We start from the raw sequence: 12307 nt of genomic DNA on the forward strand, positions 1-12307 counted from the left end.
AATCGGTTGTCGGCGACCAATATGGGCCGCCCATTGAACCTTTTTCAACCTGAACCGCGTGGCGCTCGGGCACCGTGTCCGACCTTGGGGTCCGCCGGACCGCAAGGGGAGGTTGAAAAAGGTTCATTCAGGCTGCCGACCAGCTGCGCGTGCAGATCACCGTGCTGACCGCAGAGGTCACCCGCATCGACGCCGAACTGGCTGATTTCGCAACCACGTGCAGCACCCTGCCCGCTCTCGCCGCAGCCGAGTTCACCGCCGAGGACCCGACCGTGATCAGCTCCGCCTATCAACAGCCGTACCTGCTGGCGTCGAGGGTTATGCGGCGACTCGTGCTTCTGTACGTCTGAATGGTCTACAGCAGTTTGTCGAGGGTGATGGGGAGACTGCGGATCCGGGTGCCGGTGGCGTTGTAGATGGCGTTGCCGACTGCGGCGGCCGAGCCGACGGTGCCGAGTTCTCCGGCACCCCGGGCGCCGAGGCTGTTGAGGACGGAATCAGGCCGGTCGAGCCAGTGGACGTCGATGGCGGGAATGTCGGCGTTGACGGGGACCATGTAGTCGGCCATGTTGCTGGCGGCCAGCCGCCCGGTATCGAGTTCGAGAGGGTTGTCCTCCAACAGCGCGTGACCGATGCCGAAGATGACGCCTCCGACGATCTGGCTCCGGACGGCCTGGGCGTTCACGACGCGGCCGACGTCCACGACCGTGGTGAAGCGGGTGACGCGGGGTTCACCGGTGTACCGGTTGACTCTGACCTCGCAGAAGTGAGCGCCGAAGCTGTGGAACTCGTACTGGGTCGCTTCCGGGCCGGGCTGGGCCGCTGCGGTGGCCTCGACGCTCGGGCGGCCGACCGTGGTGAGCAGGCGGCCGAAGGACATCGAGATACCCCTCCCCCTCAGGTGGCCGTTCTCGTAGGTCAGGTCCTCGCTGTTCGCACCCTGCCAGGGTGACCGCGGATCCGTGACCGCGACCTTGATGAGTTCGGCGACCGCCGCGTTGACGGCGGCTTCGACCGCCGGCACGGTACTGGCGGTGGCCATGGATCCCACGGCCGGTGCGCCCGGCGGCAGGTTGGTGTCACCGAGTTCGGATTTCACCCGACGGAGCGGGACGCCCAACCCGTGGGCTCCGGTGATCGCCAGCATGGTCAACCCGCCGGTGCCGGTATCAGCGGTCGCGGAGGAGACCACGGCGGTGTCGTCGTCGCGCAGCCGGACCCGAACCTGGACGGGGTCCGGTATGCGGTTTCCCGGGTAGATGGCCGTGGCCATTCCCATCCCGACCAGCCATTGCCCGTCGACCCGGCTGCGGGGCTCGGCACGGCGGGCCGACCAGCCGAAGCGTCGGACGCCGACGCGGTAGCAGTCGTCGAGATGTTTGCTCGACCACCGCAGGCCCGTCCCGGGCACGACGGTGGCGTAGTTGCGTTGCCGTAGCTCGACCGGGTCGATGCCGGTGGCGACGGCGAGTTCGTCCATCGCGGTCTCCAGCGCGAAGGCTCCGGGAGCCTCGTTGGGTGCCCGCATGGCACAGGTCGGGGGCACGTCCAGCATGACGTGCCGCTGGTCGAAGTGCAGGTTCGGGGTTTTGTACAGCACGGCCGACGTGTCGACGGCCGGCTGCATCTGCCGGTAGCCGACAAACGGCATCGAGGCGTCGCTCACATGGCTGACCGCGTTGAGCACCCCACCACGGGAGGCGCCCAGCTTGATGGTCTGGTTGACCGCACTACGGTGGCCGACCACGGTGAACACCTGCTCCCGAGCCAGGACCAGCCTGACCGGGCGGTTCAACTGGCGGGCTGCGGCTGCGGCCAGAGGGGCGTCGTACCAGGGAATCACCCGGCTGCCGAAAGCGCCGCCGACGTACGGGGTGATCAGCCGGACCGCCGTCGGCGGGACGCCGAGCCGTATGGCTGCCCCCAAGGCGGCGGTATGGGGCAACTGCGCGCCGCTGTACAGAGTCAGCTGGGTGTGGTCGCTGTTCCACTCGGCGAGGACGGCATGGGGTTCCATCGCGACGGCATGCTGCATCGGCTGATGGAAGGATGCCTCCACGACGACGTCGCTGGCAGCCAACGCCGCCTCGATCGAGGCGACCCCCGGGGCGAGGACCAGGGCGCTGGGCGGGTGGCCGGGCGGCCCAGCAGCCGGTACGCGAGGCTCGTCGGCGAGCGAGGTCCGCGGTGGCTGTTCGTCGTAGGTCGGGCTGATCAGCCCGGCGGCGTCACGCGCCTGCCGGGAACTCTCGGCGACGACCATGGCGATGATCTGCCCACGGAAGCGGATCTGGGTGTCCTCCAGGGGCGCGTACTGTTCACCGATGCCGGGCACCAGCCGCAGCCCGAGCGGGTTGGCCGGGCTGTACACCCCGACGACGCCGGGGGCGTTCTGCGCGGCGGTGGTGTCCATGGTGCGAATCGAGCCCCGCCCGATCGTGCTGGTGACCAGGTAGGCGTGGGCCAGGTTCGAGGCTGGATAGTCGGCCGAGTACCGGGCGGTGCCGGTGACTTTCGACCGGCCGTCGACGCGGTCGATATCGCGTCCGACTGGTGAGACGGTCATCATGACTCCTGACTGCGAGAGGAAGACCGAGGCCGGGCTATGCCGACGGCATGGTCGAGATGTTCCGCCGTCCAGGCCGGCGGAAAGGCAGCCGGCGACGGGACGCCGCGACCGTGGATGGGTACCCCACTGCGCAGCGGCACCCCGGTGCCGCCGAGCCGATGAGCGACGATCTCCGCCGCGATCGACAGCGCCGTTTCCTGTGGAGTACGGGCACCGATGTCGAGCCCGATCGGCGAGTGCAGGCGGCTGAGTTCCCGCTCGGTCAGGCCGGCCTCGCGCAGCCGCACCAGGCGCTGCTGGTGGGTGCGCCGTGACCCCATCGCCCCCACGTAGCCAACCGGCAGTCGCAAGGCGGCGGTGAGCAGCGGCACGTCGACCTTCGGGTCGTGGGTCAGTACGCAGATGACCGTGCTGCGGTCGAGGCGCTGTGCGCGCAGATAGCGGTGCGGCCAGTCGACGACGACCTCGTCGGCGTACGGGAATCTGTCCGGCGTGGCGAACGTGGCCCGCGCGTCGCAGACGGTCACCCGGTAGTCGAGGAAGGTGCCCAGGCGGGCCAGCGCCGCGGCATGGTCGATCGCCCCGAAGATGAGCATCCGTGGTGCCGGGGTGTCGCACTCGACCAGCAGGGTCATCGGCTCCTGGCAGTAGCCGTCGGCCACCCCGATCTCCACGGTGCCGCTCGTTCCGGCGTGCAGGACACCGGTGGCGTGGCCGACGGCCACCTGGTCGAGCCGTTCGTCGCCGAGGGTTCCCTCGCAGGGCCGCCCGGGTCGCACGACGATCATCCGTCCGAGGTGGACGTCCGGGCCGCGCACGACCGTGGCCACGGCGACCGGCTCATCCCGCATCGCGTCGGTGTACGCCGCTTCGAGGCCGGGTTCGGCGCCGGGGTCGTGGTGGCGTAGGAAGAGTTCGATCGTCCCGCCGCAGGTGAGGAGGCCGACGCCGATGGCGTCGTCGTCGGTGTATCCGAACCGCAGGGTCTTCGGGCTGCGGTCCCCCCGCAGCATCTCCTGACATGCCTGGTAGACGGCGGAGTCGACGCAACCGCCGGACACGTTGCCCAGCACGGCACCATCGGCGTCGACGACCAGCGACGCGCCGGGCTGGCGCGGCGCGCTGCCCCCCACGCGGGTGACGGTGGCGGCCACGTACGGTGTCCGGCTGCGGACGCGTTCGAGGAGTTCGGCGGCGAGTTCAAGCATGAGCGCCGCCGCCGCGGACCATCGAGCTCACAGCCTCGTACTGGTCGTTCATCGGCTCTCCGCCAGGACGGTGAAGGCCCGGACCAGCGTACGTCGCAGCAGCTCGCGCTTGAACGCGTTCTGCGACAGGGGCCGGGCGCCGTCCGCGGCGGTGCTGACCGCCGCCTCGAATGTGTCGGCGGTGGCCGGCTGGCCGGCCAGAGCCCGTTCGACCGCCGGCAGCGGCCACGGTGTGGTGCCGACCCCACCGACGGCGATCCGGGCCTGCTTGATGGTGCGACCGCGCCATTCGAAGGCGACAGCCGCCGAGGCGAGGGCGAACTCGTACGACTGCCGGTCGCGGATCTTCAGGTAGACGGAATTCGCCGCCCACATCGAGCGAGGGACGGTGATGCCGGTGACGAGCTCACCCGGTCGCAGCACGTTCTCGACGTGGGGGGTGCTGCCGGGCAGGGCGTAGAAGGTGTCGAGTGGCACCGTTCGAGTGCCCTGCGCGGTGGCCAGATGCACGTCGGTGCCGAGGGCCACCAGCGCGACGGCCAGGTCGCTGGGATGGGTCGCCACGCAGTCGTCGCTGGTGCCGAGGATCGCATGAGTGCGGTTGATCCTGGTCAGAGCCGAGCAACCGCTTCCGGGCTCCCGCTTGTTGCAGGGGGTGGTGACGTCACGGAAGTAGCCACACCGGGTGCGCTGCAACAGGTTCCCGCCGATGCTCGCCATGTTGCGAAGCTGAGCAGAAGCGCTCAACTCCAGCGCCTGAGCGATCATCGGATAGTCCCGGCGCACGTTGCGGTCGACGGCGACATCGCTCATCCGTTCGAGCGCACCGATGTGCAGCCCGTCGGGGTCGAGTTTGATGCCGCGCAGCGGAAGCCGGTTGATGTCCACGACCCGGGTCGGCGCCATCACATCGAGTTTCATCAGGTCGACCAGGGTCGTGCCGCCAGCGAGGAAGGCAGCGCCCTCCCCGGCGTGCGCGACGGCCTCGCGGACGGAACGCGGCTGGGTGAACGTGTAGGCCCGCATCAGCGCATCACCTTCTGCGCGTCCCGGATCGCGTCGACGATGAACGGGTAGCAACTGCACCGGCAGATGTTGCCCGACATCCGTTCGCGGATCTCGTCGTCGGAGTTCGCGTGGCCCTCGTGGACCATGCCGACCGCTGACATGATCTGCCCCGGCGTGCAGAAGCCGCACTGCAGACCGTCCCGCTCGATGAACGCCTGCTGCATCGGGTGCAGCCGATCACCCCGGGCCAGACCCTCGATCGTGGTGACCTCACGCTCGTCGACCGTGGCCGCCAGCGTCAGGCAGGACAGCACCCGCCGACCGTCGACGTGCACCGTACAGGCCCCGCACTGACCACGGTCACAGCCCTTCTTCGTACCGGTGAGCTCCAGCTCCTCACGCAACGTGTCGAGCAGGGTGGTCCGCGGATCCACTCGCACCGAGACCGGCTTGCCGTTGACCTCGACCTTGATGGGCACGAGATCGGCGCTCGCCACCTCGGCTACCGGCGCGGCCTCCGCCCCCGCCCCCGTCACCAGCAGCGGCACCGCTACCGCGACGGCGGCACCACCGCCCAGAACGCTCCGCCGGGACACCCCCGGCCGGCTGTCGTCAGCATTCTCGCTTGGATTCATCGATTCTCCCCGGATGGGCGTCGGACGGGGTACACCGGAAACCGTCTGTACGGGCAACCGGCCAAGTTCTCCTCCACCCTGACCACGGGACTCGACCGCTGCCAGGGTCTGTCGATCCCAGGCTTACGAATCCGGCGGTGTCGGGGAGCGATGGGTGAACCAGCTTTGCGGGCCGCCGGTCAGCGTTCGTCGATGTCGTACCCGGCGGCCACGTCACCGCATGCGACGACGGTGACGTGGGCGGCGTGCCGGCGCAGGTACACCCGGGCGCCCTGGTCGCACTTCGCGGATCGGAGGATCACCTCGACCTGCCGAGTGGCCGCATGCCAGGAAGGACGACCGCCATCAGCCAGCCGGCCCAGGTTGGTGGGCCGTCGGCTGGTCGGCCCGGGCCAGCAGCGCGCGAGTGGCCGCCAGGTTCTGGTCTATCGCGGCCTGCCACCGCCCCGCGTGCCGGCGACGACGATCGCGCGCCAGGGTGAGCCCGGACAGCACCGGGCCCAGCCACACGTCAGCGACCGGAGCGGCCGGGACTCGGAGGTCCTGGCACATGCTGTCGCCGTGGATACGGCGGGCGATCGCGTTCAGCGCAGGCCGTGCCAGCCCTCGCGGGGCTCTCAGCACCTCGTGCAATCTAGCGGCCACCGATGCCAGCGTCGCGTCCGCCAGCACTGCGGAGTCCTCCGTGACCGGCCCCGTGACGGTCTGGAACACGGCATCGAGCCGCGCGGCGGCCTCGTTGCTCGCGATCCCCTCGACCAGGCGCGCGTCGATCCCCAGCAGATGGGCGATGTACCACCAGTAGCGGTACAGATTGGCCAGCTCGCGGGTGCTCAGCCCGAACCCGAGAAGCTCTTCGGCTCGGTAGGTGGTGAGCGTGAAGTCCATCCAGGTCCGCCCCAGATCGACCTGGTTGGCCGGGTAGCCGTGTACCGAAATATCGTAGCCACGGTCCAGAGCGAGCTTGCGCATGTGGGCGTGCAGCACCCGTACCCGCAGGGTCGCCACATAGCCCGGCTGCCCGGCGCGGAGGCCGCCGGGCAGCATGGCCTGGGTGAGCCAGACCCCGGTCTCCTGGATACGCCGCTGCGCGGCATCGACCAGCCGGCCTGTTGTCGTCAGCACCTTCGAGATCGACGGCGACTCGTAGACACGAAGCAGCGCGCCCGCGTTGAGGGCGATGATGTGCACCGGGAGTGGGGAGGTGTAGAACGGCAACGGGCCCCTGTCGAGCAGTTCGTCGTCGACATAGTCCGGCATCCCCTCGGCCTGCCGAAGCAACGCCTCCAGTGCCGGGGGCGGGTTGCCGAGGGAGGCCAGGCCCTCCCGGATGCCCTTGCTCACCACAGGGCGGGCCTGCGTCATCCCAATCTGGTGCATCTCGACGACGACCGCATCGGCGAGCTCGTCGCCGGTGGTCAAGGCCCACTGCATCAGGTCCGCCCGGGCCTGGCCGAACTGAGCGAGAACGGTCGACCGTCCGGCCCGCCCCGTCGGCCAATCAACGTGTCCGATCATGATGTCTCCCGAGATGTAGGGTCACCGGTCTGCCCGGCTCAGGGGGTCTCCGTGTCCCCGGATCCCCGGGTCATGCCATCGATCGTTCACCGAAAGCGCCCGCGGTAACCACGGCCTGTCGATCAGAGGCTCAACGAGTCTCCTCTCCGGATCGGGCTGAGGGGGATCGGCAGGGCCTGGCTACCTCTGTCGGCGGACGGTAGAAACGAGCAGTACGCGAAAGGGGAGCGTCGTGATCGATCGCACCAGGCTGGCGGAGTTCCTACGCAGTCGGCGTGAGGCACTGCAACCGGAAGACGTCGGTCTGCCGCGCGGGCAGCGTCGCAGGACGAACGGGCTACGGCGCGAGGAAGTCGCTTCGCTGTGTCGCATGTCGGCCGACTACTACTCCCGACTCGAGCGGGAACGCGGCCCCCAGCCATCGCACCGGATGCTCGCCTCGATCGCCCAGGGTCTGCACATGTCGATCGACGAACGTGACCACCTGTTCCGCCTAGCCGGCCACAACCCGCCCCCGAGGGGCCCCTCCAACAACCACATCAGTCCCGGCCTGCTGCGGGTGCTCGACCGCCTGGACGACACCCCCGCCGAGATCATCACCGAACTAAGCGAAACCCTGCGACAGTCCCCGACGGGCGTCGCGCTCACCGGGGACCTGACACGCCACGCCGGCCCTGCCCGCAGTGCGGGCTACCGGTGGTTCACCGACCCCGCAGCCCGGCAGCTCTACGCGCCCGCAGAGCATCCCTTCCTGACCCGGATGTTCGCTTCGAGGCTGCGCGAACTGGTCACGCTCAGGGGCCCTGACTCCCGGGCGGCCCACCTGACCGAGCTGCTGCTGGCCCGAAGCGAGGAGTTCCGGCGGGTATGGGACGACCACGAGATCGGGATACATCCGCGTAACGTCAAGCATTTCGTCCACCCCGAGGTCGGTGCGCTGGAGCTGAACTGCCAGCGGCTAGTCGACCCGGGCCACGGCCACGTGCTGATGGTCTACACCGCCATTCCCGGCAGTGAGAGCTACGAGAAACTCCAGATGCTGTCCGTCATCGGCGCGCAGACGCTTCGCTGAGATCCACCCGCCAGTTGCACATCGACTTCGACAGTGCGGTCTGTGGCGGGGACGTGTCTCCGCCGACCCCGCAGGCGGTAAACGCGACCGTCGCGAACCGAGCGGAGCCGACACGAGCGGCAACCGCCTCGGACACGTTGCTTCGATCGATGCGGGACATGTCTGGCCATCCGCGCATCGGCACCCAGCCAACAGGTCCACCATTCAGCGTCCTCCCCGATCGGGAATCGAGCTCGGTCGGTCCGCGGGGGATCGTGATGTGCTGGAGCATCGGGTGACACCCTTCGCGCGTCGTGGTCCCGCTACTTGGGTTCCGGCGACCTACGTGGGTTCCGGCGACGGCTGCACTGTCAGGGCGGGAGATAGCCGCATGCATGCTTGCCTGGGCAGACGGAGCGGACCCGGCGTGCCGGCCGGACTCGATCATTGAACCTTTTTCAACCTGAACCGCGCGGCGGCTGCGCCCCGACTTCCACCTGCGGCCACGACGGACCGCAAGGGGAGGTTGAAAAAGGTTCATTGGTGGACGTGGACGCGGGGCCGGTCCGAGGAGCCGCGGATGTCGCTGCTCGCGGCGATGTCGCTCAGGACCTCGGACGCGGCGAGTTCGTCGCGTGCGGCGAGCTGATCGAATCCGTTGACGGCGGGGTAGGTGTAGGGCCCCAGGGTTGCGATGAGGATCGCGCCGACGACGAGGACGCCCATCAGGACCGGGATGACCGGGTCGTAGGAGCCCAGCGTGTCGTAACCCAGCCCGAGCAGCAGCGGCCCGAACGCGGAGCCCAGCAGGAATGCGGCCTGAACAGGTCCGAGGATCCGTCCGAAGTTGCGAGTGCCGAGATACCGGGTGATGAGCACGGCGAGCAGGTCGCCCTCGATGCCGAACGCGACACCGATGAAGGCGACCGCGACGGCGGCGCTGGTGAACGGCGGGTGCAGGAAGAACAGGCCGGCGATGGGGGCGAGCATCACGATCGGCCCGACGATGGCACCGTGTACGCGGTCGATGATGAAACCACCGGCCACCCGCCCGACCAACGATGCCAGGCCGAAGACGACGAGCAGCGTACCGGCCTGGCCGTCGCTCAGCCCCCGATCGGTCATCATGGGCACGAGGTGCACCTGAAGGCCGATGACCACGACTCCGACCAGGCCGAGTCCCAGCGCGATGCGCCAGAACTGCCGGGTACGCACCGCCTCCCGGAACGTCAGTCCCGGGAGCTCGAGGCTGACGTCGCGGCCCTCTACCTGTGTCTCCTGGACGAGTCGTCCGCGGACGTGTCGTTCCGCCCGCGCGCGCACGAACAAGGTGACCATCGTGACCGACACGACGACGGCGATCAGTGCCATGCAGGCGTAGGCCAGCCGCCACCCGACGCTGTCGATGAGCGCGCCCGCCAGCACCGGGGCCAGGGCCGCGCCCAAGCCGATGATGCCGGTCACGATCCCGATCGCGAGGGCGCGGTTGTTGTCGAACCAGCTTACGACCGCTCGGGTGGCTGGGACCACGGTCCCGCCGCCGAAGAATCCCACGAAGAAGCATGGGATGAAGTAGACCGGCGCGATCGGTGGTACCAGCGCGATCAGTGCCATCGAGACCGCGAACAGCACGAAACTCGGCACGAGGATGTATCGCGCGGCGAAGCGGTCCACGATCTGCGCCACGATGAGCAGGCCGAGCGCCATCCCGACCGCGGCGACCGAGTAGGCACCGGTGACGGTCGTGCGGCTGAAGCCGGTCTCCTCGGCGATCGGCAGCACGAACAGACCGATGGTGGCCAGGTACATCTGGGGGCCGGCGGCGGCGGCGATGCCGCCGCCGACAACCACCCGCCAGGGGCTCCTGGGCTTCGACGTGCGACGAGCGACGATACTCACGGGACTCCTCGGGGGTGGTTGCTCGGGCGGCCGGTGGTCAGGCCGTGACGAACGTGGTCTTGGTGAGCTGCTCGGAGATCTCCCAGACACGCGCGGCGTCCTCGATGCTGCGGAGCGGCGGGTAGAGCTGCTGTTCGGCCGGCGCCCCGCCAAGGTTGCCGGGACCACTGGGCCCGTAGAGGGCGCCGGGCTTGGCGTCGGGATCGGTCGCGGCCATCAGTGCGGGCAGTTGGGCGGTCTCGACGGTGCCCAGCAGGATGCCGCGGGCGGACAGCGCCCGGATCAACCGAACCTGGGGGGTGTCCTGGCTACGGCCAAGCTCCGGCCGGGCGGCCAGGAGGCTGGTGGGAGCAACCCCCGGGTGGGAAAGGTTGCTGGTGATGCCCCACCCGTGTGCCTTGCTGCGCCGCTCCAACTCCAGGCCGAACAGTCCGAACGCGATCTTCGACTGGCTGTAGGCGCGCATGCCGTCGTACGAGCGATCCCAGTTCAGATCCTCCCAGTTGATACGGCCACGACGCGCGGCGACGCTGACCTGCGAGGTCACCTGGGCGCGGCCGGCGCGCAGCAACGGGAGGAGCCCGGCGACCAGCGCGAAGTGGCCGAGGTGATTGGTACCGAATTGCAGCTCGAACCCGTCGGCCGTGGTCTGCCGGTTCGGCGGTCGCATCACCCCCGCGTTGTTGATCAGGAGCTGGATCGGACGGCCCTCCTCGTGGAGGGTGTCGCCGAGGGCCGCGACCGACTCCAGCGAGGACAGGTCCAGGCTGCGCAGCGAGACCTTCGCACCTGGGGAGACCTGCCGAATCCGCGTGATCGCGGCCTCGCCCTTGCGCGGGTTGCGGACGGGCAGGATCACCTCGGCACCGGCCGCAGCCAGCCGCACGGCCATCCCCAGGCCCATCCCGTCGCTCGCGCCGGTGACGACGGCCAGCTTTCCAGCCAGGTTCGGGATTGTGACGTCGATCGGTTTACGTGGCATGGTCTGCTCCTGGTGTCTCGGTGCCGTCGTCATGTCGTTGCGGCACCGAGATTCGTACAAAATGAGGAGGGCAACCAGGGTCTACCAGTCCGTGTCTTCCCGATCCGCGGAGGCGGCCCGCGATCATGGCAGCGCATGCGCCGCCGGCCGTAAGGGGGATCGACAATCCGTGGATGCCGGTGGGCATCCACGGTAGAACGGGACAGAAGCAGCGTTGGAGGAAACGGACATGATCGATCGGGCCGGACTGGCCGAGTTCCTGCGTCGCCGGCGGGAGTCGCTACAGCCCGAGGACGTCGGTATGCCTCGGGGGCAGCGCCGCAGGACCGCCGGACTTCGCCGCGAAGAGGTAGCTACGCTCTGTCACCTCTCTGCCGACTACTACAGCCGACTCGAGCAGGAACGTGGACCGCACCCTTCCGAACGGTTGATCGCCGCCATCGCCCAGGGCCTGCACCTGTCCCTCGACGAACGCGACCACCTGTTCCGCCTCGCGGGCCACAATCCGCCGGCACGAGGCGCGACCAGCGAGCACATCGGTCCCGGGCTGCTGCGCATCTTCGACCGGCTCGCCGACAGTCCCGCCGAGATCGTCACGGAACTCGGCGAGACGCTGCGGCAGACCCCGATGGGCGTTGCACTCACCGGCGACACCACCCGATACTCCGGCCCTGCCCGCAGCATGCCGTACCGGTGGTTCACCGACCCGGCCAGCCGGGTCAGATATCACCCCGAGGACCGCGAACGAACGTCGCGCGTCTTCGCCTCCGGGGCCCGCAGGCTGGCCACCGTTCGTGGACCCGGCTCGAAGGCCGCTCGCCTCGCGGACCTCCTACTCACCGAAAGTCGCGAATTCGCCAAGCTGTGGAACGAACACGAAGTCGGGGCAAGCTTCGACGACGTCAAACGCTTCGTGCATCCGGAACTCGGTGTCCTGGCGCTCGATTGCCAGACACTCCACGACCCCGGGCAGTCACATCGGCTTCTCGTCTATACCGCCGCTCCCGGGAGCGAGACTTACCACAAGCTGGAACTGCTTGCCGCGATCGGTGCGCAGCAGATGAGCGAGAGTGCCTCGGGCAGCTGACGAGCTGACGGGTTCGTTGGGAGCGTTTCGTTACGGATACGCTGACCAGCTGGGTGTTGGACCGCGCGCGGACCGCCGAGCAGGCCAGTGAGCAGGCTCGAGCCGAGGTGGCGGAAGTGCTGGCCGAACTTCGTGAGCTGCGGGCGCTGATCGAACGCCAGGACGACTCGATCGCGGCCGTCAGCCGGGCGACGGCGGGGGTACGACGCTCGTACAGGTTCCAGCGAGCCTGGCCGGTGCGCTCGGCGTACGCGGTGAGGCTGACCTCCTACAGGTAGGTCACGCCAATCAGTTCCGCTTAGAGGCCACGCGGATAGGCGCAGTTGGGGGGACCCGCAGCAGAGCGGGCA

Annotated in this window: 12 protein-coding genes; 4 read left to right on the forward strand and 8 right to left on the reverse strand. The window is 68.9% G+C overall.

Features of this window, described 5'->3' with window-relative positions:
* The first annotated feature begins 149 nt into the window (after nt 1–149).
* Nucleotides 150–350 carry a hypothetical protein gene (locus tag Pma05_RS39650; RefSeq protein WP_203862688.1) on the forward strand — a complete coding sequence of 67 codons (201 nt, stop codon included), beginning with the start codon at nt 150–152 and terminating at the stop codon, nt 348–350.
* A 5-nt stretch (nt 351–355) separates the two neighbouring features.
* Here the strand turns inward: Pma05_RS39650 and Pma05_RS39655 are convergent, their stop codons facing one another.
* The 6 genes from Pma05_RS39655 to Pma05_RS39675 all read right to left on the reverse strand — a co-directional run bounded on the left by Pma05_RS39655 (nt 356) and on the right by Pma05_RS39675 (nt 6938).
* Complete coding sequence (locus Pma05_RS39655; RefSeq protein WP_203862689.1) at nt 356–2566, reverse strand: xanthine dehydrogenase family protein molybdopterin-binding subunit; 2211 nt, start codon at nt 2564–2566, stop codon at nt 356–358.
* Complete coding sequence (locus tag Pma05_RS39660) at nt 2566–3777, reverse strand: XdhC family protein (RefSeq protein WP_203862690.1); 1212 nt, start codon at nt 3775–3777, stop codon at nt 2566–2568. The genes Pma05_RS39655 and Pma05_RS39660 overlap by 1 nt, the downstream gene beginning before the upstream one ends.
* Nucleotides 3778–3825: 48 nt before the next feature.
* Nucleotides 3826–4803 (reverse strand): FAD binding domain-containing protein, encoded by a 978-nt coding sequence (locus Pma05_RS39665; RefSeq protein ID WP_203862691.1) that lies wholly within the window; start codon nt 4801–4803, stop codon nt 3826–3828.
* Nucleotides 4803–5282, reverse strand: coding sequence for a (2Fe-2S)-binding protein (locus Pma05_RS39670; RefSeq protein WP_372441636.1), 480 nt, complete (start codon nt 5280–5282; stop codon nt 4803–4805). The genes Pma05_RS39665 and Pma05_RS39670 overlap by 1 nt, the downstream gene beginning before the upstream one ends.
* A gap of 317 nt (nt 5283–5599) precedes the next feature.
* On the reverse strand, nt 5600–5722 hold the full coding sequence (locus tag Pma05_RS43675; RefSeq protein ID WP_275414821.1) for a hypothetical protein: 123 nt from the start codon (nt 5720–5722) through the stop codon (nt 5600–5602).
* A gap of 43 nt (nt 5723–5765) precedes the next feature.
* Nucleotides 5766–6938: an oxygenase MpaB family protein gene (locus Pma05_RS39675; RefSeq protein WP_203862693.1), complete on the reverse strand. Its 1173-nt coding sequence runs from the start codon at nt 6936–6938 to the stop codon at nt 5766–5768.
* 232 nt (nt 6939–7170) lie between these two features.
* Here Pma05_RS39675 and Pma05_RS39680 point away from each other — a divergent pair, with 232 nt between their 5' ends.
* A complete protein-coding gene (locus Pma05_RS39680; protein ID WP_307837032.1) occupies nt 7171–8010 on the forward strand; it encodes a helix-turn-helix transcriptional regulator in 840 nt (279 codons plus the stop codon).
* A 516-nt stretch (nt 8011–8526) separates the two neighbouring features.
* On the opposite strand, the gene Pma05_RS39685 is transcribed toward Pma05_RS39680, so the two are convergent.
* Both Pma05_RS39685 and Pma05_RS39690 read right to left on the reverse strand, forming a co-directional pair.
* Nucleotides 8527–9798 carry an MFS transporter gene (locus Pma05_RS39685; RefSeq protein WP_203862694.1) on the reverse strand — a complete coding sequence of 424 codons (1272 nt, stop codon included), beginning with the start codon at nt 9796–9798 and terminating at the stop codon, nt 8527–8529.
* Between the two features lie 127 nt (nt 9799–9925).
* Nucleotides 9926–10870: an SDR family oxidoreductase gene (locus tag Pma05_RS39690; RefSeq protein WP_203862695.1), complete on the reverse strand. Its 945-nt coding sequence runs from the start codon at nt 10868–10870 to the stop codon at nt 9926–9928.
* A 229-nt stretch (nt 10871–11099) separates the two neighbouring features.
* On the opposite strand from Pma05_RS39690, the gene Pma05_RS39695 reads away from it, so the two are divergent.
* Both Pma05_RS39695 and Pma05_RS39700 read left to right on the forward strand, forming a co-directional pair.
* Nucleotides 11100–11957: a helix-turn-helix transcriptional regulator gene (locus Pma05_RS39695; protein WP_203862696.1), complete on the forward strand. Its 858-nt coding sequence runs from the start codon at nt 11100–11102 to the stop codon at nt 11955–11957.
* A 53-nt stretch (nt 11958–12010) separates the two neighbouring features.
* Nucleotides 12011–12235 (forward strand): hypothetical protein, encoded by a 225-nt coding sequence (locus Pma05_RS39700; RefSeq protein ID WP_203862697.1) that lies wholly within the window; start codon nt 12011–12013, stop codon nt 12233–12235.
* Nucleotides 12236–12307: the final 72 nt, after the last annotated feature.

The organism is Plantactinospora mayteni (assembly GCF_016862935.1).
GTDB classification, from domain to species: Bacteria; Actinomycetota; Actinomycetes; order Mycobacteriales; family Micromonosporaceae; genus Plantactinospora; species Plantactinospora mayteni.